Origin of the sequence: Klebsiella ornithinolytica NBRC 105727 = ATCC 31898, assembly GCF_001598295.1 — a bacterium.
Classification (GTDB): Bacteria; Pseudomonadota; Gammaproteobacteria; order Enterobacterales; family Enterobacteriaceae; genus Klebsiella; species Klebsiella ornithinolytica.
The window spans coordinates 141,553-160,425 of sequence record NZ_BCYR01000007.1; the positions used below are offsets into that span (position 1 = coordinate 141,553).

Here is an 18,873-nt window from a genome sequence, read left to right on the forward strand (position 1 = left end):
TCCGTAACCCCTTTTCCTGGAGCTCCTTCCTGCACCTGTCACCACGTGACGGGAGGGGCTCTCCATATCTGGAGATTCGACTATGAACGTTATCGCAATCATGAATCACATGGGCGTCTACTTTAAAGAAGAGCCTATCCGTGAACTGCATCGCGCCCTTGAACGCCTGGACTTCCGTATTGTCTATCCGAACGACCGCGAAGATTTACTGAAACTGATCGAAAACAATGCCCGTCTGTGCGGCGTGATCTTCGACTGGGATAAATACAATCTTGAACTGTGCGAAGAGATCAGCAAGCTGAACGAATATATGCCGCTGTACGCTTTCGCCAACACCTACTCGACGCTGGACGTTAGCCTGAACGATCTGCGTATGCAGGTGCGCTTCTTCGAATATGCGCTGGGTGCGGCCGACGACATTGCCGATAAAATCAAACAGAATACCGATGAATACATCGATACCATTCTGCCGCCGCTGACCAAAGCGCTGTTCAAATATGTGCGTGAAGGTAAATACACCTTCTGTACTCCAGGCCATATGGGCGGTACCGCCTTCCAGAAAAGCCCGGTAGGCAGCATCTTCTATGATTTCTTTGGTTCAAATACCATGAAATCCGATATCTCCATTTCGGTTTCTGAACTGGGTTCCCTGCTGGACCACAGCGGCCCGCATAAAGAAGCTGAAGAGTATATTGCGCGTGTCTTTAACGCCGAACGCAGCTACATGGTGACCAACGGCACCTCAACGGCGAACAAAATCGTCGGTATGTACTCTGCGCCTGCTGGCAGCACCGTACTGATTGACCGTAACTGTCACAAATCGCTGACTCACCTGATGATGATGAGCGATATTACGCCGATTTACTTCCGTCCGACCCGTAACGCCTACGGCATCCTCGGCGGTATTCCGCAGAGCGAATTCCAGCACGCCACTATCGCCAAACGCGTCAAAGAGACGCCGAACGCCACCTGGCCGGTGCACGCGGTTATCACCAACTCCACCTACGATGGTCTGCTGTATAACACCGACTTCATCAAGAAAACGCTGGATGTGAAATCTATCCACTTTGACTCCGCGTGGGTGCCTTACACCAACTTCTCGCCAATCTATGCCGGTAAATGCGGGATGAGCGGTGGCCGTGTGGAAGGGAAAGTGATCTATGAAACCCAGTCCACGCACAAACTGCTGGCGGCGTTCTCTCAGGCTTCGATGATTCACGTTAAAGGCGATGTTAACGAAGAGACCTTTAACGAAGCCTACATGATGCACACTACCACCTCTCCGCACTACGGCGTGGTTGCCTCGACGGAAACGGCCGCGGCGATGATGAAAGGTAATGCCGGTAAGCGTCTGATCGATGGCTCTATCGAACGTTCTATCAAGTTCCGTAAAGAGATCAAACGTCTGAAAGGCGAATCCGAAGGCTGGTTCTTCGACGTCTGGCAGCCGGAACATATCGATGGCCCGGAATGCTGGCCGCTGCGTTCTGATAGCGCATGGCACGGTTTCAAAAACATCGATAACGAACACATGTACCTCGACCCGATCAAAGTCACGCTGCTGACTCCGGGGATGAAGAAAGACGGCACCATGGATGAGTTCGGTATTCCGGCAAGCATCGTGGCGAAATATCTCGACGAACACGGCATCGTGGTAGAGAAAACCGGTCCGTACAACCTGCTGTTCCTGTTCAGCATCGGTATCGACAAAACCAAAGCGCTGAGCCTGCTGCGCGCGCTGACCGACTTTAAACGTGCCTTCGACCTGAACCTGCGCGTGAAAAACATGCTGCCGTCTCTGTATCGTGAAGATCCGGAGTTCTATGAAAACATGCGAGTTCAGGAACTGGCGCAGAATATTCACAAACTGATTGCGCATCACAACCTGCCGGATCTGATGTTCCGCGCTTTCGAAGTGCTGCCGACCATGATGATCACGCCGTACGCTGCGTTCCAGAAAGAGCTGCACGGTCAGACGGAAGAGGTCTATCTCGAAGAGATGGTGGGCCGTGTCAACGCCAACATGATCCTGCCGTATCCTCCGGGAGTTCCGCTGGTGATGCCGGGCGAAATGATCACCGAAGAGAGCCGTCCGGTGCTGGAGTTCCTGCAGATGCTGTGCGAAATCGGCGCCCACTACCCGGGCTTCGAAACCGATATCCACGGCGCATATCGTCAGGCGGATGGTCGCTACACCGTTAAAGTGCTGAAAGAAGAAAACAACAAGTAATTGAAGCTCCAGGGGAAGTGGCGTGCCACTTCCCTTTTTCACGCTGCAGGAGACCTCATGAAAACACCCTCACAACCGCGCGCGATCTATTACATCGTAGCGATCCAAATCTGGGAATATTTCAGCTTTTACGGCATGCGTGCCTTACTTATCCTCTACCTCACCCATCAGCTTGGCTTTGATGACAGCCACGCCATCAGTCTGTTCAGCGCTTACGCTTCCCTGGTTTACGTTACCCCCATTCTCGGCGGCTGGCTTGCCGACCGCCTGCTCGGCAATCGCACGGCGGTCATTGCCGGCGCGCTGTTGATGACGCTCGGCCACGTCGTGCTGGGCGTTGAATCTGATGCAACCTGGAGTCTGTACCTCGCGCTGGCGATCATTATCTGCGGCTACGGCCTGTTCAAATCCAACATCAGCTGCCTGCTGGGCGAGCTTTACGCCGTTGATGACCATCGCCGCGACGGCGGTTTCTCGCTGCTGTACGCCGCCGGCAATGTCGGCTCCATCGCGGCACCCATCGCCTGCGGGCTGGCGGCGCAGTGGTATGGCTGGCATATCGGTTTTGCGCTGGCGGGGATCGGCATGTTTATCGGCCTGCTGATTTTCCTCAGCGGCCATCGTCACTTCAGCCACACCCGCGGCGTCGACAGGCAGGCGCTGTGCGCGGTGAAATTTGTGCTGCCGACCTGGGGCTGGCTGGTGGTCATGCTCTGCGTGGCGCCGGTGTTCTTCACGCTGCTGCTGGAAAATAACTGGTCGGGCTATCTGCTGGCTATTGTCTGCGTCTTCGCCGCCCAAATGGTGGCGCGCATTATGGTGAACTCTCCGCAGCACCGTCGCGCGCTGTGGCAAATCGTACTGCTGATGCTGACCGGCACGCTGTTCTGGGTTCTGGCGCAGCAGGGCGGTAGCTCTATCAGCCTGTTTATCGATCGCTTTGTTAATCGCCGACTGTTCACCATTGAGGTGCCGACGGCTCTCTTCCAGTCGGTGAATGCCGTTGCCGTGATGGCGGCAGGCGTGGCGCTGGCCTGGCTGATGCGCCCGGAAGGCAGCACGCGATCGGTGCTTCGCGTGTGGCTGAAATTTGCTTTTGGCCTGGTGCTGATGGGCTGCGGTTTTATTGTGCTGGCCCTGAACGCACGTCATGGCGCCGTCGATGGCCAGGCATCAATGGGGCTGATGGTCGGCGGACTGGCGCTGATGGGCTTCGCCGAGCTGTTTATCGACCCGGTGGCGATGGCGCAGATCACGCGCCTGAATATGCCGGGCGTGACCGGGGTACTGACCGGAATTTATATGCTGGCGACCGGCGCGGTGGCCAACTGGCTGGCGGGTATCGTCGCGCAGCAGACCACCGAATCACAGATTAGCGAAACGGCGATCGCCGCGTATCAGCATTTCTTCTCCCAGATGGGGGAGTGGACGCTGGGCTGCGTAACGGTGATTGTCATCCTGGCCTTCGCTGCCGCCTGCAGCGTCGGCAAGCGCCGCGCCGCGACCGGTGAACTTCCCGGAGGGGGCGCGTAGCCATGGTTTCCGGGCGGCAAAACCCAGGCGCTACGGGCTCGTCGCCCGCTCAGGCGCTGCGCGCCGCCGGGATATGTCGCCGAGCGAAAGGATCAATACATGGCCGACGCAGGTGCGAAAACAGCGCCTTGCATCGTTTGACTGTTAGGAGGAGGATATTCTGTATAGGTGGCAAGCCATCGATGAAAAAAACTTTAGTTTGGCTATTGCTGAGTGATATCAGCCTTAAGTAAGGCCAGGTTATTTATGATTCTATCGTTCGGTCTTTGGCGATAACGTCAACGATCGGCCGCGCACTGGTGTAGAGACCCGCACTGACCAGGCCGCGCTGGATAGTGGCCTGGCGCAATTTATCGAAGCAAGTTTGAAAGCAGGGTTATGAGGAACCAACATGTCTGAACAACAAGCACAAAGTGCCGATGAGGCAATTGACCTTAATAATGAACTGAAAACCCGTCGTGAAAAGCTGGCTCAGCTTCGTGAGCAGGGTATCCCGTTCCCGAATGATTTTCGTCGTGACCATACTTCTGACCAGTTGCACACTGAATTCGATGACAAGGATAACGAAGCACTCACCTCCTTGAACGTTGAAGTCTCCGTTGCTGGTCGTATGATGACCCGTCGCATCATGGGGAAAGCCTCTTTCGTCACTCTGCAGGACGTCGGCGGGCGTATTCAGCTGTACGTTGCGCGCGACGATCTGCCGGAAGGCGTCTATAACGAACAGTTCAAAAAGTGGGACCTTGGCGACATTATTGCCGCCCGCGGTAAGCTGTTTAAAACCCAAACCGGCGAGCTGTCTATCCACTGTACTGAGCTGCGTCTGCTGACCAAAGCTCTGCGCCCGCTGCCGGACAAATTTCACGGCCTGCAGGATCAGGAAGTCCGTTACCGTCAGCGCTATCTGGATCTGATCGCCAACGACGAATCCCGCCGCACGTTTAAAGTCCGTTCGCAGATCCTCGCGACGATGCGCCAGTTCATGGTAGGCCGCGGTTTTATGGAAGTCGAAACCCCGATGATGCAGGTGATCCCCGGCGGTGCGTCTGCCCGTCCGTTCATCACCCATCACAACGCGCTGGATATGGACATGTACCTGCGTATCGCGCCGGAACTGTATCTGAAGCGTCTGGTTGTGGGCGGCTTCGAACGCGTATTCGAAATCAACCGTAACTTCCGTAACGAAGGCATCTCCGTGCGTCACAACCCAGAGTTCACCATGATGGAACTCTATATGGCGTACGCGGATTACAAAGATCTGATCGAGCTGACCGAATCCCTGTTCCGCACCCTGGCGCAGACCGTGCTGGGTAAAACAGAAGTTCCATACGGCGACCAGATCTTCGACTTCGGCAAACCGTTTGAAAAGCTGACCATGCGTGAGGCTATCAAGAAATACCGTCCGGAAACCGAGATGGCGGATCTCGATAACTTCGACGCGGCGAAAGCCCTTGCGGAGTCCATCGGTATTCACGTTGAGAAGAGCTGGGGCCTGGGTCGTATCGTCACGGAAATCTTTGATGAAGTGGCGGAAGCGCACCTGATTCAGCCGACCTTTATCACCGAATACCCGGCGGAAGTCTCTCCGCTGGCGCGCCGTAATGACGTGAATCCGGAAATTACCGACCGCTTTGAGTTCTTTATCGGCGGCCGCGAAATCGGTAACGGCTTCAGCGAGCTCAACGACGCGGAAGACCAGGCGCAGCGCTTCCAGGACCAGGTGAATGCGAAAGCCGCCGGGGATGATGAAGCGATGTTCTACGACGAAGACTACGTCACCGCGCTGGAGTATGGTCTGCCGCCGACCGCCGGTCTGGGCATCGGGATTGACCGGATGGTGATGCTGTTTACCAACAGCCACACCATCCGCGACGTGATCTTGTTCCCGGCGATGCGTCCGCAGAAATAACCGCGAGATGTGAAAAATAAAACCCCGGCCCGGTGCCGGGGTTTTGCGTTTATTGGCCGGGAGGCGGGGGCGCCTTGCCCGGCCTGTCGACCGCATTCAGCCTCGAGGCCTTCGTAAGCGTAGCGCCGCCGGGCGAAAGCACCGGTTTGCCGGGGCTTTTTATGCGGTCATATTCAGGCGCCGACGCTGCCCCAAACCATCTTGCCCTTGTGGAAGGTCGCGGTACGCGGTGAAATGCGTGCCACCGCTTCGGCGGAGCAGGAGGCATCGACCAGCACAAAGCTGGCCTCATCCTGCTCTTTCGGCCAGACGCGCTGGCCTTGATCGTTGAGCGGCAGTACGTTGCCGGTGGCAATTGCCAGCGAACGCGAAAGGGTCTGTTCGTTGGGGCGAATATAGAGCTGGGCGTAGAGATTGGCTTTTTCCAGCATGTCGCCCAGGCCGTATGGCGACCAATGGTCAATCACGCTGTCGGTGCCGGTCATTACAAATACCCCTTTATCCCGCAGCTGCTGCAGCGGCATGTGCAGGGTACCGATCGGCACGGTGGAGGCGATGGTGATGTGCTGGGCCGCCATGCGGCTGGCAATGGCCTCAACCTGCTGTTCGTTCAATGTCGCCAGCGCAAAAGCGTGGCTGATAGTCAGCTTGCCTTTTAGCGCCGGGGTTTTCTCTACGGTCTCTACCATATAGTTTATCGCCGCGACGCCCGCCGGGCTGGTTTCGTGGAGATGGATATCGACCCCTTTGTTATAATCCAGCGCTATCTGGAACATGGTATCGAGGGATTTCTCCATCGCTCCATCAACGTTGGTCGGATCGAGGCCACCGACGTAGTGTGCGCCGGCCTGCATGGCTTCACGTACCAGCGGTTCTGATTTTGACAGCAGGAGTCCGTGCTGCGGAAAAGCGACAATCTCGCAGGCGAAACCCGGCTGGCGGTGCGCGAGGACTGCCTGCAGATCTTCGAGGTTTTTCAACCCGGAGGTGGGTTCGATATTGCAGTGGCTGCGGGCTATCGTTGACCCTTTTGACTGGAGCAGGTCGATCAGTTTTTCCGCGTGCTGGCGGGTGTACGGCTGGAGCTCAGGCAACAGCTTCTGCTCAAGCTTAATCATGTCCTGAATCGTGGTGCCCGCCGGGCGGTTGAGTGAACGCCACGGGCCGCCGTAAAAGGTTTTATCCAGATGGATATGCATATCGCGCATCGCCGGGAGCATCAGCTTACCGCCGGCATCATAGCGGGGCAGGGAGGCATCAGGGTGGCTGCGATGGTTGTGGAGCGCGATAATTTTGCCGTCGGCAATCTCGAGGGTTTGCCGTTCGGTACGAGTGTGTACTACTACGTCATTTTCATACTCAAAGCCGCTTTCCAGCAGGACATTATCGAGATAGTAGTGGGTGTCGTCGGGGCTGATAACCTTTTGGTTGTCGCAGGTCGTCGCGGATATCGAGCGCTCATCGGCGTAAACGACGGGTGCGGCGGCGGCAAACAGGGCGGCGGCGGTGACCATTTTTCCGCTCTGGCTGAGAAATTCGCGACGGCTATTGTCTTTATTCATGAATCTTCCTTTTTCTTTCTTTTCATTTGCTCAGTCGTGCACAAGATGGGTACCGGTCTCTCCGCGCAGCGCAGCGGGTAAACACTCCGGCGTGGTGATAATCACCCGCTTGCCGCCATGCTTTAAAAACGCGAGGCTGGCGACGATTTTGGGCAACATGCTGCCGGCCGGAAAGTGACCTTCCTGCATATAGCGGGTCATATCGCTGATATTGACCGTCCCCAGCGCCTGCTGCCGGGGCTGCCCAAAGTGAATGCACACTTTTTCAACGCCGGTGGTGATGGCCAGGATATCGGCGTGAATCTCCCGTGCCAGTAGCGCGGTTGAGAGATCCTTATCAATCACCGCATCAACGCTCTGATAATCTCCCTGCGCGCTGCGGACTACAGGGATGCCGCCGCCGCCGGCGCCGATCACCACGAACCCTTGTCGGGTCAGCGCTTTAATGGCTTCGGCTTCCACGATGCGTTTGGGTTCCGGCGAGGCGACCACCCGCCGATAGCCACGCCCGGCATCTTCGACGAAGTGCCAGTCCGGATGCGTCTGCCGGAGATCATCGCGCTGGGCTTCGCTAAAAAAAGCGCCAATCGGTTTCGTCGGGTGGGTAAAGCCGGGGTCATTTTTATCGACTTCGACCTGGGTGACGACGGTCACCGCTTTTTGTTCGCCGCGGTGGGCCAGGCGATTATTGAGCGCCTGCTGAATCAGGTAGCCGATTCCACCCTGGGTGTCGGCAACGCAGTTGGCCAGCGGCGTCAGCGGCAGACCTTCGCACTCATGAGCGATTTCAGCGCGGCGTAAATCCAGTCCGACCTGCGGCCCGTTGCCGTGGGTCAGGACAAGATGGTAGTCCGACGCCAGCATGGCCAGCACCGTATCCGCCACGGCCTTGACCGCTTCAGCCTGATGTTCAATTGACTGGCTGGCGTTATCTTTGATGATACTGTTGCCGCCAATGGCAACGACCACAAGTTCTTTCATCGTGTAGGTTCCCGGTACAGAAGGTAATGGCGTTGTTGTTATCAGATTTATCGCCCGGCCAGGGCGCTTTCGCCCCGGGCCGGGGATGTTTTTAAGCGCCGTAACGTTCGACCCAGCGCAAAATGGCTTTTTCAAAACAGGCAAACGGCGGGTGGACGATGCCGGCGCCGATCATACCGATGCCCGCATCTTTGTGGGCGATGGCGGTATTGATCACCGGCAGAATACCGCTGCTGCCGACGCGGGTAATATCGATAGCGGTCGGCACACCCATAAACCCGAGCAGCGGGATAGTGACGTTGGGGTTTTCACCGAGGGTGATTTCACGCATCTGGCGGGAGAAATCGATGGCCTCGTCCACCGTTCCGCCAACCAGTGCGACGATGGCCGGTGCCGTTGCCATAGCGAAACCGCCAATGCCGTAGGTTTCGGTAATCGCGCTATCGCCGATATCGAGACCGGAATCCTCCGGCTTATAACCGGCAAACATCGGGCCGATCACCTGCTGCGCCGGGCCGGTGAACCACTCTCCCGGCAACCCGCTGACTCGCAGACCGAACTCGACGCCGTTACGCGCCATGGTGGTAACGACGGTGCTGTACTCAATGCCGTGGGCGGCATCCATCGCGGCTTTACACATCGCCATCCACGTCGGGCCGGAGAAATAGTCGCTGCTGGCGACGAATTCAAAGACTTCACGCTGCTGTTCGACCGGATAGCCGGCCTGAATAATGCCCGGCGTCAGCGCCTGGATCAGTAGCGTGGTACCGGCATTGTTGCGGTTGTGGCACTCATCGCCCATATGCAGGGCCTGCGCCAGCATCAGGCGCAGATCGATTTCGCCAATCACCTTCATGGCGTCGCGCAGCATCGGCCCCTGGACGTCACGCATCCAGTTCAGACGGTCGATAACGCTCTGGTCGTTAGCCCCCATGCGCAGGATCTTCGCCATCTGCTCGCTCATGTTGGTATAAGCGATGTTGCCGTAGGTTTTGTTCTCGACAATATGCATAAACATGGAGGCGGAGGTGACGCCGGCCATAGACCCGACGCAGTCATGTTCGTGACATGGCGAGAAGGTGATTTCACCTGAAGCGGCCAGTTCGGCGGCATCAGCCAGATTGTTTGCCAGCCCTTCAAATACCAGCGCGCCGGTGATCGCACCTTTCATCGCTCCGCACATCTTTTCCCACGTTACCGGCGGCCCGGCGTGGAGAATGGTTTTTGCCGTCATCCCAGGCACCACGTTGATGGCCTGGTCGAAGCCCGTGAGGACCGGATGCGACTGGATAATGCGTTCCAGCGCCTGCTGGTTGGCGGCGGCGATTTTATCCGCCAGCGCGGAGTCGGCAAGCGCGTCGAGGGCATTGACCACCCGCATATTGCCCTGGCCTGGCGGCGTCCAGTCGAGCTGGGTCACCGCCGTATGCTGCTTTTTCAGATCATCGCTGAACATCGCGATCCCGACATTAATAACGTTCAGCGGCTGGCTGAATAGTGACTGATTCATCAGGCGTTCTCCCCTTTGCAGATAAGTTCACGCGCCAGCAGGCCGGTCTCGGTACTGCTGTTGGCCAGAATGACGCCCGCCTCGCTAAGCATCAGGCGCTGTTGTTCCCGCGATGGCGTATCGATATCGGTGCCTAAAACGTAAGCGAGGATCGTCAGCCGACGGCCATCGGCGGCGGCAATGGCTTTTGCCTCTTTGATCGCCTCGATCGTCGACCCGACCGGATCTTCATGCGACCCAAAGCCCAGCACGAAGTCCATCACGATCGCCGCAACTTCTGGATCGCGCGCTTCCTGCAGCAGGCGGCTGATGCGGTTGGTTGGGTCGATCATCGGGTGCGGTTTACCATTGGTGAAGTCGTCATCGCCGAAATCGAGGAAGGTGTGCTTGATGCTGTGGTTGATATCGCTCAGGCGATAAGCCGGATCCGGCTGAATGTTACTGTAAACTTCGGCCTGTTTTTCCAGGACGGCGAACATGGTTTCGTCGCACAGCGTGCCGCCGCAGAACAGGCCGCGAATGTATTTCTGCTGCGGCGTGAGCTGTGCACGAATTTCAGCAATCAATGCCGGGTCCAGCGGGGGCAAATCGAGATTTTGTTGCTTAACGCCGCTCAGCAGTACCGCCTTCAGCGCCGCTTCTCTGGTGCCGCGGGCAAACTGCAGACCTTGCTCATCGGCCGGTGGTTCGGCGCGGCCCAGGAAGCACACGACAACCGGTTTACGGCAGGCGCGTGCGCGCTCCAGCACTTTTTTCGCCACGGTCGGGGCGGGCGGCTTGGAGACGAGGGCGATAATTTCCGTTTGCGGATCCGCTTCCAGCATCTGAATGGCATCGAGCATCATCATGCCGCCGATTTTTTCACTCAGGTCGCGACCGCCGGTGCCGATAAGTTGTGATATGCCGCCGCCGAACGCGTGAATACGCACGCTCAGCTCCTGGCTACCGGTGCCAGAGGCGCCGATAATACCGATGTTGCCGCGGCGTGCCGCATTTGCGAAGCACAGACCGGTGCCGTTAATGATGGCGGTCCCGCAGTCTGGCCCCATCAGCAGCAAACCTTTCTCATGGGCCAGTTGTTTCAGCGCGCGTTCGTCCTCGAGAGAGACGTTATCGGAAAACAACATCACGTTGAGACCGTTTTGTAACGCCTGTCGTGCTTCGCGGGCGGCGAACAGTCCGTTGACTGAGATAACCGCCATATTGCTGTCCGGAAGATGTTTTTTAGCGCTGGCGAGGGTGGCATAGCGCGCTTCGTGCTGGCCGCTTTGCGCTTTTTGGCTAAATAGCGCTTCGATCCCGGAGAGAATTTGCTCGTTATCGGCGCCGTCCTGGCCATTAATGACGATCATCAGGTCGCCGTTTTTCGCTGCTTCCAGCTCCGGCGTCAGCAGTCCCAGATTCTTCAGGACTCCTTTGTTCATTTCGGTCGCCATCGCTACAAATGCCTGCTCTACGCCGTCGATCTTATTGGCGCGGGTGGATATCGACATTAATGAGACGGAATCAAAATAGGTATTCTTCTTCACGACTATTTTAACTGACATAATTCCCTCCATACGTTTGGCTCAGCGCGCAGGCATCCGCCATGCCCAATAGCATGTCGCTGCCGGAACTTGAGCCAATATTTTTAATATCGGCAATTGCCGCAATAGAAAAGATTGTCGGTTGATTAATCATGAGGTTAATCAACCCGGCGATACTTTCGCGATAGCGCTGATTAATAGCTGCCTCCAGCGTAATCGCGCTGAGCGGCGTGGTGTTATGTCTGGCACACTGCAGCGCCGCTAAAAATTCATCCCGGTATTGATTAGCCGGATGTCCGTTAATAAATAAAATAACGCTAAGGCCTACCAGGTAATCATCCGCCGATGGCGTCAGGCCAATACCTAGTCCGAGCATATTAGCGATGGCGGCACTGATATTTTTATTTTGCCGAAGGGCGTTAAATAATGTTTTCCGGCGATGCTGTAATTCGCACCCCATCGCTTTATAAAACGGGTTGTCGCCGCGATAAAGAAATAAGGTATCGTCCTCATGCAGTTGCTCAATGATAATGTTTTGCCAGCGTCGCCAGGCTATCCGGGTCAATGCTGCCGCGCTTAATACGGCCGTTGGCATTTGCCAGCGCTCACAGCGCTGGAGGTCTATCCATTTATCATTGCCAATATACATTCCTGAATCGGTGAACCGGACGCTTTCCCCTGGCCGGAACAGGTTGTCAAAGTAGGTGAGTGCTAACCTACAGCTGTTGGGCGCATTGTCATATGCGGCGCACAGCAGCGTCAGGAGCCCTGGCTTGTCGGGAATCCGCAGGTTGACCGCACGCGAGAAGACCTGCTCGACCCGTCCGCCGCCGCGTTGAGTGAGAAAGCTCTCATCCGCAGTTAGCGCTTGCACACACCGCCGTAAGGAGGTGTCGATGGCCGTTCTCCTTCCTCAGGCGCCGGCGGCAACCAGCAGGTGGGCGATTTCAGCAAAGCCCTTATCCCACGCCAGTTCCAGCGGCGTTTTGCCATATTTATCGGTCATATGGGGATTGGCGCCGTGGTCCAGCAGCAGCTTAACGATCTCCTGCTGCGTTGCGCCGCCATCGTTTAAAACAATCGCTTCCAGCAGCGGCGTCCAGCCGACAAAGTTAGTGTGGTTGACGTTAATATCGGTTTCGGTCAACAGAATTTTTACGATCTCAAGATGACCCTTTTCGCAGGCCGGCGTCAGACCGACGCCACCGAAACGGCTTAAACGCGTAAGGTCAGGTTTCGCTGGCAGAATTAAATGCAGCAGCTCGACGTCATTATTCAGGCAGCTCAGTAAGAACGGGTTAAAACAGGTCTGGTCCTGCTTATCAATATCGACACCAGCGGCAATGAGCACAGACACGCAGGCATAATGTTTATTCAGGCTGGCCAGAGTAATAGCGGTTCGCCCCTGGCGATTGCTGGCATTAATATCGACGCCACGGGCTAAACAGGTTTTTAATTGTTCGACATTGCCTTGCTCCGCAGCCAAAAGATATTCAGCAATAATATTTTCCGTGGTCATCATCTTACTCCTGTGGTGGCGGCTGAGACTTTTTGATGACCTGAGCATAGCAACCAAAAATAGATAAAAGAACCCGCTTAAATTTTATTCGCGATAACCCCACTCATTGTTGAATATTTTTTAATAATGGATGCAGACTGTGCGGCAGTGCAATGTTTGTTTCTTGCATGCGATTTCCCGTAATTCAAGAGGGGATTATTTCTATATAGTTCCCGAACGAAACCAATTTCCACGACCACTATCACGAGGGGGAAGAGATGAACGGACTCACCGCAACGGGGATTACTGTCGGCATTTGTGCCGGGATCTGGCAGCTGATCTCCTCGCAGGTTGGGCTTGATCCGCGCTGGGGATTGCTTGGCACGATCGGCTTTGTCGCCTTTTGCAGTTTTTATGCGGCAGGCGGCGGTAAAGAGGGGTTTGTGAAGAGTCTTTTTGTCAACTACACCGGCGCCGCGTGGGCATTTCTGGCGGCGATGGCCGCGGGTGGGCTGACTGCCGCCACCGGGATATCATCCTTCTGGGCCAGCGTTATCACCACGGTGCCGTTCTCCGCGGTGATTGTCTGGCAGGGGCGCTTTTCCCTCACCGCGTTTATTCCCGGCGGCTTTCTTGGCATGACGCTGTTTTTCGCCTCCGGGATGAACTGGCCGGTGACGCTGCTGGGTTTTTTGGCCGGCAACGGCGTGGGGCTGATTTCCGAATATACCGGTCGTAAACTGAGCGAGGCAACCTCAAAAAGCTCGCGCTGAACCATGACGCCGCGGAGAATTTCGCGGCCCGCGCGGGCCGACAATTCGCATGGTGTTAAAAGATATTCAAAAATGATTGCCCGATGGCAGGGACAGGAAATAGAGTCGATTGCAGAGTGGGGCTAATGAGCGGTTGACGAAAGCAGGAGCGGGCCAATGAACTCAATTTTTACTGAAGAAAATCTGCTGGCGTTTACCACGGCGGCGCGCTTTGGCAGTTTCAGCAAAGCCGCAGACGAGCTGGGGCTGACGACATCAGCCATCAGCTACACCATCAAGCGCATGGAGACGGGGCTGGACGTGGTGCTGTTTACCCGTAATACCCGTAGCATCGAGCTGACCGAGTCCGGCTACTATCTTTTCCGTAAGGCCACGGATTTGCTCAATGATTTCCATGCCATCAAGCGCAGCATAGATACCATAGCCCAGGGGATTGAGGCCCGGGTCCGTATCTGCATCAACCAGCTGCTTTATACGCCGCGGCACACGGCGCGTCTGTTGCAGGTGCTCAAAAAACAGTTTCCAACCTGCCAGATTACCGTTACCACGGAGGTGTATAACGGCGTCTGGGATGCGATAATTAATCAGCAGGCTAATATCGCGATTGGCGCGCCGGATACGCTGCTCGACGGCGGCGGCATTGACTACACTGAAATTGGTGCCATTCGTTGGGTCTTCGCCATTGCCCCGGATCATCCGCTGGCGTTTATGCCGGAACCCATAGCGGAAAGCCAGCTACGGCTTTACCCCAATATTATGGTGGAGGACACCGCCAGCACCATTAATAAGAAAGTGGGTTGGTTACTGCACGGGCAGGAGGCGATTCTGGTGCCGGACTTTAATACCAAATGCCAGTGCCAGATCCTCGGTGAAGGCATTGGTTTTCTGCCGGATTATATGGTTCGTGAGGCCATGGCGGAAAACCGGCTGATTACCCGCCAGATTCATAACCCGCGCCAGGATTCAGGAATGCTGCTGGCGACCCAGCATGCGGCCAGTGGGCAGGTGACGCAGTGGATAAAGAAAGAGTTTCGCCCCGGTGGGATATTAACTGCTATCTATAGCGATTTACTTCACCGCGAGACGACGATGAAATCGTTTCAATCTATTTCCTGAAATTTTTCTGGAATACCTTATGTGTTATAACACCAGATATAAAAACATAAGGTGTTAATTAAATGAAAAATTTAAAGTTAATTGTTGGTAGCTTGATCTGCGCTGGTTGTTTATTCGCACCATTATCTGTCATGGCGGGTTATAAGATAAATACAATCCCGGTTCATTTCGATAAAGGTACCAGCGGAACCACCATTAAAAATGCCCTGAGCGGCGCCGATGTGAAAGATTACACGCTGGTGGCGAAAGCTGGTCAGCTAATGCACGTCACCATGAAGAGCAAATGGCCCCATCCTTATTTCAACGTGATCAACCCCGCGAACGAAACCATTTTTAATGGCTCGATGACAGAAGGTGCTTTTGAGCAGCGTCTCGAAACCAACGGAAAATATACCGTCCGCGTGTATCAGATGGGCGGCGCGCGCGATGAAGGAAAAACCAGTGCCTATGAGCTGGCCTTGAAAGTCACGGACTGACTTTTCCAGTATGCAACCGCCGTCTTCACGCTGCGCCGCGGGCCGGGTGAAGACGGCGTTTTTTACGCGTATTTACCCCGCATAAGGGACACCCAGCTCCCATCTCGACTGCCAGTGGGCGATATACTGGCAGGCCACGGCTTTCTGATGACGTATCACCACGACGTTTTCACTATTTTTTGTTTCGGCGGACGGAGCATAGTTAAATGACCCGGTTTCAACCGTCGCCCCATCGGCAATAATCGTCTTATCGTGTTGGATGTGATAGTGGCCATCAATACGTAATGCCACCCCGTGCTCCGCAACATACTTCATTATCTTTTGGCTGGCTTCCACCGCGTTGCGTCTTTTATCGACCACGATTTGCACCTTGACGCCGCGGTCATGGGCGGCGACAAGCGCCCGCGCAATATCAGGCGCCTGAAAAGAGTAGGCAATCATCTGGATCGAGGTTTGCGCCTGATTAATGGTCTCTAATACCAGTTGGCGGGCAGAGCCTTCGGGGGAAAAACCTACCTCTATATCGGGCGCCGCCGCAACCTGCGAAGAGAAGGAAAGTGCGAGCGCCGGAAGGGCGAATTTCAGCGAAAGGAGACGCGACATATCGGGTTGCCTTGCGGGGCACGATGAAAGATGTGAGCAGTCTATGCCCCTGCGATGGTCATGGGAATAGACCTGCCGGGCGGTACACGGCGGCGTGTGCGAGCCAGGTGAGCGTGGTCATCACGCTAACATGTTGAAACCGTTAGCCTGATACCGGCAGCGGATGACAAAGCGGGCGCTCTTTTCCTCTCATCATGACGGGAGTGAAAATCGGATCAATTTGTAACGGCCCTCCTGAAAGGATCGCTGACGTTTCAAATCCCCCTCTTCTTTAGGCGGAAAATCTTCTCTGGCGGATTGCCAGCGGCGGGCCTGTGACTTGTCTGCAAACTGCTGGGCGCCTCTCATTTTTTGCGCGTTTATGCCGCAATGTTAGATATCTGTCAAAGTTCTGTTATCAGACGGTTTTAAAATTTTCATTTCAGTTATTTAATTATAAAAGTTTCATATGTGTTGTTAATGAAATAAAACGTCTGAAATTTTCCGGGTGATAAATCGTATGTTTTATGAACTGCTGTTTTAATAATTCACTAAAAAACCACTGAATTAGGTGGTTCTGATAAACATGTGCAAAAACAGCGCGCTCAGAAGTGAAACTTCTGGCTGGCGATCCGGCAGGTATCAGCAACACGCATTTACGAAATGAATCTTTCATTTCATCTCAATGAACTGGCATATCACTGAACCCCAAGGAACAACTATGAACATCAAGAAAACGATTGTTGCCTCTTTGTTAGTCTGTATGTTGCCCGCTGCGGTGATGGCAAAAGATCTCTCCGTCGGCGTTTCCATGGCGCTTTTCGACGATAACTTCCTGACTATCCTGCGTACCGCCATGCAAAAAGAGATGCAAAAAGAGGGGGTGAAGTCGCAGGTAGAGGATGCCAAGGGTGATGTCGCGCAGCAGCTGCAGCAGGTGCAGAACTTTATTGGTCAGGGCGTCGATGCCATCATCGTCAACCCGGTCGATACCAACGCCGTGAAGCCGATTATCGATCAGGCGACCAAAGCCGGCATTCCGCTGGTCTTCGTTAACCGCCGTCCGCAGATTACGCTGACCGACAAAATGGCCTACGTCGGTTCGGATTCGGTGCTGGCCGGCCGTCTGCAGATGGAAGCGCTGGCGAAGGCGATGAACGGCAAAGGCAACGTGGCGATTCTGCTGGGCGACCTGGCGAACGAATCAACTCGCGATCGTACCAAAGGCGTAGAAGAGGTGGTTGCGAAATACCCGGATATCAAGATCGTTCAGAAGCAAACGGCGAAATTCATGCGTAACGATGCCGTAGATGTGGTGAGTAACTGGATGACCAGTGGGGAAGATATTCAGGCGATCGCCTCCAATAACGATGAAATGGCGATTGGCGCGCTGCAGGCGCTGGGGAGCAATCCGAAGCACATTCTGATTGCCGGCGTCGATGGGACCCCTGACGCACTGCAGATGCTGAAAAACGGCAAGATGATCGCCACCATTTTCCAGGATGCTAAAGGCCAGGGGGAAGGGGCGGTGGATGCAGCCGTCAAACTGGCGAACGGGGAAAAAGTCGAAAAAGTCATCGATGTCCCTTACCAGCTGATTACCAAAGAGAATATGTCTGAATTTGTCAGCCGTAATCAAAAATAATCATTTCTGGCTCAGTGGTACGGAGGGGGAGGTATGAACGCTTTTGCACTTGAAGCCGAAGGTATCAGTAAGTTCTTTCCTGGCGTGAAGGCGCTCGATAATGTCTCATTACGCGTGCGCCCGGGGACGGTGCACGCCCTGATGGGGGAGAATGGTGCGGGAAAGTCGACGTTAATGAAGTGCCTTATCGGGATTTACCGTCCCGATAAGGGCGCGATCCGGGTGAAGGGCGAACCGGTGCAGTTCCAGGATACGATGGATGCGCTGCGCGCGGGGATCTCCATGATCCACCAGGAGCTGAATCTGGTGCCGCATATGACGGTGGCAGAAAATATCTGGCTGGGGCGCGAGCCGATGAAATACGGCTTTGTCGACCATCGACAGTTGGCCCGCCAGACGCAGACACTGCTCAATAAACTGAATATCCGTTTATCCGCCGACCGGCTGGTGGGCGAGCTCAGCATTGCCGCCCAGCAAATGGTGGAAATAGCCAAAGCGGTATCGTGGAACGCGGATATTGTCATTATGGATGAACCCACCTCGGCGCTGACGGAAAGTGAAGTGGCCCACCTGTTCACCATCATTCGCGATTTACGCGAACAGGGTAAAGCCATTATTTATATCAGCCACAAGATGGATGAGATTTTCGCGATTACCGATGAAATTAGCGTCTTTCGCGACGGGACCTGGGTGGGCAGCCGGCAGACGGGCGAATTTACCCGTCAGTCGCTTATTACCCAGATGGTGGGCCGCGAATTAACTCAGCTGTTCCCGAAATTCAATAATACCATTGGCGAAGAGGTGCTGACGGTCCGCAATCTGTCGCGCAAAGGCTATTTTGAGGAGGTGAATTTCAGCGTCCGCCGTGGCGAAATTCTCGGCGTTGCGGGTCTGGTTGGCGCCGGGCGCAGTGAAGTGATGGAGAGCCTGTTCGGGATGGAGCGCTTTGACAGTGGCGAAGTGTTGATTGACGGCCAGCCGGTGATCATCGACTCGCCTTCCGTGGCCATCGAAAAAGGGATGGCGCTGCTGACCGAAGACCGCAAAAAGTCCGGACTGTTCCTCGTGCTCTCGGTGATGGAAAACATGAGTATCGTCAATATGCCGGAATATATCGGCAAGAGCGGGTTTGTCAAACATATGAAGATGGCGCAAGACTGCATGGAACAGATCCGTCGTCTGAATATTAAAACCCCGACCATGGATCAGATTATTAATAACCTGAGCGGCGGTAATCAGCAAAAGGTCTTAATTGCCCGCTGGCTTTTAGCGCAGCCCAAAATATTAATTCTTGATGAGCCAACCCGCGGGATTGACGTGGGGGCGAAAGCTGAAATTTATCACCTGATTAGCGAACTGGCGAATCGCGGCGTTGCGGTGATTATGGTCTCTTCTGAACTGCCGGAAATTCTGGGCATGAGCGATCGCGTTATGGTCATGCACGAAGGACGTATTACCGGCATCCTCGACAAAGACGAGGCCGATCAGGAAACCATTTTGTCGTTGGCATCCCACTGAGGTGTAGAGAATGA

General features: G+C 55.1%; 15 protein-coding genes and 1 pseudogene. 9 read left to right on the top strand and 7 right to left on the bottom strand.

Annotated features, from left to right (window positions below; all coding sequences use genetic code 11):
- Window positions 1-82: 82 nt before the first annotated feature.
- From cadA to lysS, 4 genes and pseudogenes are all read left to right on the top strand, one after another.
- Entirely contained in the window at window positions 83-2,230 is a 2,148-nt protein-coding gene (gene cadA, locus ROR01S_RS15410; RefSeq protein WP_004858936.1) for a lysine decarboxylase CadA, read from the top strand.
- Between the two features lie 57 nt (window positions 2,231-2,287).
- Window positions 2,288-3,763: a dipeptide permease DtpD gene (gene dtpD, locus ROR01S_RS15415; protein WP_004858940.1), complete on the top strand. Its 1,476-nt coding sequence runs from the start codon at window positions 2,288-2,290 to the stop codon at window positions 3,761-3,763.
- A gap of 292 nt (window positions 3,764-4,055) precedes the next feature.
- Window positions 4,056-4,145: pseudogene (locus ROR01S_RS27585) on the top strand (hypothetical protein); the annotation flags it as partial.
- 9 nt (window positions 4,146-4,154) lie between these two features.
- Window positions 4,155-5,672 carry a lysine--tRNA ligase gene (gene lysS / locus ROR01S_RS15420; RefSeq protein ID WP_004858943.1) on the top strand — a complete coding sequence of 506 codons (1,518 nt, stop codon included), beginning with the start codon at window positions 4,155-4,157 and terminating at the stop codon, window positions 5,670-5,672.
- Between the two features lie 173 nt (window positions 5,673-5,845).
- Here the strand turns inward: lysS and ROR01S_RS15425 are convergent, their stop codons facing one another.
- The 6 genes from ROR01S_RS15425 to ROR01S_RS15450 all read right to left on the bottom strand — a co-directional run bounded on the left by ROR01S_RS15425 (window position 5,846) and on the right by ROR01S_RS15450 (window position 12,770).
- Window positions 5,846-7,234 carry an amidohydrolase family protein gene (locus tag ROR01S_RS15425; RefSeq protein WP_004858946.1) on the bottom strand — a complete coding sequence of 463 codons (1,389 nt, stop codon included), beginning with the start codon at window positions 7,232-7,234 and terminating at the stop codon, window positions 5,846-5,848.
- Between the two features lie 30 nt (window positions 7,235-7,264).
- Window positions 7,265-8,215 carry a carbamate kinase family protein gene (locus tag ROR01S_RS15430; RefSeq protein ID WP_004858949.1) on the bottom strand — a complete coding sequence of 317 codons (951 nt, stop codon included), beginning with the start codon at window positions 8,213-8,215 and terminating at the stop codon, window positions 7,265-7,267.
- Window positions 8,216-8,306: 91 nt separating this feature from the next.
- On the bottom strand, window positions 8,307-9,725 hold the full coding sequence (locus ROR01S_RS15435) for a YlbE family protein (RefSeq protein WP_064359655.1): 1,419 nt from the start codon (window positions 9,723-9,725) through the stop codon (window positions 8,307-8,309).
- Entirely contained in the window at window positions 9,725-11,272 is a 1,548-nt protein-coding gene (gene fdrA / locus ROR01S_RS15440; RefSeq protein WP_064359656.1) for an acyl-CoA synthetase FdrA, read from the bottom strand. Before fdrA ends, ROR01S_RS15435 begins: the two co-directional genes overlap by 1 nt.
- Complete coding sequence (locus ROR01S_RS15445; RefSeq protein ID WP_064359657.1) at window positions 11,262-12,125, bottom strand: oxamate carbamoyltransferase subunit AllH family protein; 864 nt, start codon at window positions 12,123-12,125, stop codon at window positions 11,262-11,264. The genes fdrA and ROR01S_RS15445 overlap by 11 nt, the downstream gene beginning before the upstream one ends.
- A 39-nt stretch (window positions 12,126-12,164) precedes the next feature.
- Window positions 12,165-12,770, bottom strand: coding sequence for an ankyrin repeat domain-containing protein (locus ROR01S_RS15450; RefSeq protein ID WP_004858963.1), 606 nt, complete (start codon window positions 12,768-12,770; stop codon window positions 12,165-12,167).
- 257 nt (window positions 12,771-13,027) lie between these two features.
- On the opposite strand from ROR01S_RS15450, the gene ROR01S_RS15455 reads away from it, so the two are divergent.
- The 3 genes from ROR01S_RS15455 to ROR01S_RS15465 all read left to right on the top strand — a co-directional run bounded on the left by ROR01S_RS15455 (window position 13,028) and on the right by ROR01S_RS15465 (window position 15,114).
- On the top strand, window positions 13,028-13,522 hold the full coding sequence (locus tag ROR01S_RS15455; RefSeq protein WP_044352006.1) for a DUF1097 domain-containing protein: 495 nt from the start codon (window positions 13,028-13,030) through the stop codon (window positions 13,520-13,522).
- Between the two features lie 156 nt (window positions 13,523-13,678).
- A complete protein-coding gene (locus ROR01S_RS15460; RefSeq protein WP_004858969.1) occupies window positions 13,679-14,638 on the top strand; it encodes a LysR substrate-binding domain-containing protein in 960 nt (319 codons plus the stop codon).
- Between the two features lie 62 nt (window positions 14,639-14,700).
- A complete protein-coding gene (locus ROR01S_RS15465) occupies window positions 14,701-15,114 on the top strand; it encodes a hypothetical protein (protein ID WP_004858972.1) in 414 nt (137 codons plus the stop codon).
- A gap of 72 nt (window positions 15,115-15,186) precedes the next feature.
- On the opposite strand, the gene ROR01S_RS15470 is transcribed toward ROR01S_RS15465, so the two are convergent.
- A complete protein-coding gene (locus ROR01S_RS15470; protein WP_004858974.1) occupies window positions 15,187-15,717 on the bottom strand; it encodes a phospholipase D family nuclease in 531 nt (176 codons plus the stop codon).
- A 700-nt stretch (window positions 15,718-16,417) separates the two neighbouring features.
- Here ROR01S_RS15470 and ROR01S_RS15475 point away from each other — a divergent pair.
- Both ROR01S_RS15475 and ROR01S_RS15480 read left to right on the top strand, forming a co-directional pair.
- Window positions 16,418-17,341, top strand: coding sequence for a sugar ABC transporter substrate-binding protein (locus ROR01S_RS15475; protein ID WP_004858977.1), 924 nt, complete (start codon window positions 16,418-16,420; stop codon window positions 17,339-17,341).
- Between the two features lie 33 nt (window positions 17,342-17,374).
- Complete coding sequence (locus ROR01S_RS15480) at window positions 17,375-18,859, top strand: sugar ABC transporter ATP-binding protein (protein WP_004858981.1); 1,485 nt, start codon at window positions 17,375-17,377, stop codon at window positions 18,857-18,859.
- Window positions 18,860-18,873: the final 14 nt, after the last annotated feature.

What these genes read in the sequence shown, in the direction of transcription:
- cadA (WP_004858936.1), top strand. Translation starts at nt 83, where the DNA reads ATGAACGTTATCGCAATCATGAATCACATGGGCGTCTACTTTAAAGAA.
- dtpD (WP_004858940.1), top strand. Translation starts at nt 2,288, where the DNA reads ATGAAAACACCCTCACAACCGCGCGCGATCTATTACATCGTAGCGATC.
- lysS (WP_004858943.1), top strand. Translation starts at nt 4,155, where the DNA reads ATGTCTGAACAACAAGCACAAAGTGCCGATGAGGCAATTGACCTTAAT.
- ROR01S_RS15425 (WP_004858946.1), bottom strand. Translation starts at nt 7,234, where the DNA reads ATGAATAAAGACAATAGCCGTCGCGAATTTCTCAGCCAGAGCGGAAAA.
- ROR01S_RS15430 (WP_004858949.1), bottom strand. Translation starts at nt 8,215, where the DNA reads ATGAAAGAACTTGTGGTCGTTGCCATTGGCGGCAACAGTATCATCAAA.
- ROR01S_RS15435 (WP_064359655.1), bottom strand. Translation starts at nt 9,725, where the DNA reads ATGAATCAGTCACTATTCAGCCAGCCGCTGAACGTTATTAATGTCGGG.
- fdrA (WP_064359656.1), bottom strand. Translation starts at nt 11,272, where the DNA reads ATGTCAGTTAAAATAGTCGTGAAGAAGAATACCTATTTTGATTCCGTC.
- ROR01S_RS15450 (WP_004858963.1), bottom strand. Translation starts at nt 12,770, where the DNA reads ATGACCACGGAAAATATTATTGCTGAATATCTTTTGGCTGCGGAGCAA.
- ROR01S_RS15455 (WP_044352006.1), top strand. Translation starts at nt 13,028, where the DNA reads ATGAACGGACTCACCGCAACGGGGATTACTGTCGGCATTTGTGCCGGG.
- ROR01S_RS15460 (WP_004858969.1), top strand. Translation starts at nt 13,679, where the DNA reads ATGAACTCAATTTTTACTGAAGAAAATCTGCTGGCGTTTACCACGGCG.
- ROR01S_RS15465 (WP_004858972.1), top strand. Translation starts at nt 14,701, where the DNA reads ATGAAAAATTTAAAGTTAATTGTTGGTAGCTTGATCTGCGCTGGTTGT.
- ROR01S_RS15470 (WP_004858974.1), bottom strand. Translation starts at nt 15,717, where the DNA reads ATGTCGCGTCTCCTTTCGCTGAAATTCGCCCTTCCGGCGCTCGCACTT.
- ROR01S_RS15475 (WP_004858977.1), top strand. Translation starts at nt 16,418, where the DNA reads ATGAACATCAAGAAAACGATTGTTGCCTCTTTGTTAGTCTGTATGTTG.
- ROR01S_RS15480 (WP_004858981.1), top strand. Translation starts at nt 17,375, where the DNA reads ATGAACGCTTTTGCACTTGAAGCCGAAGGTATCAGTAAGTTCTTTCCT.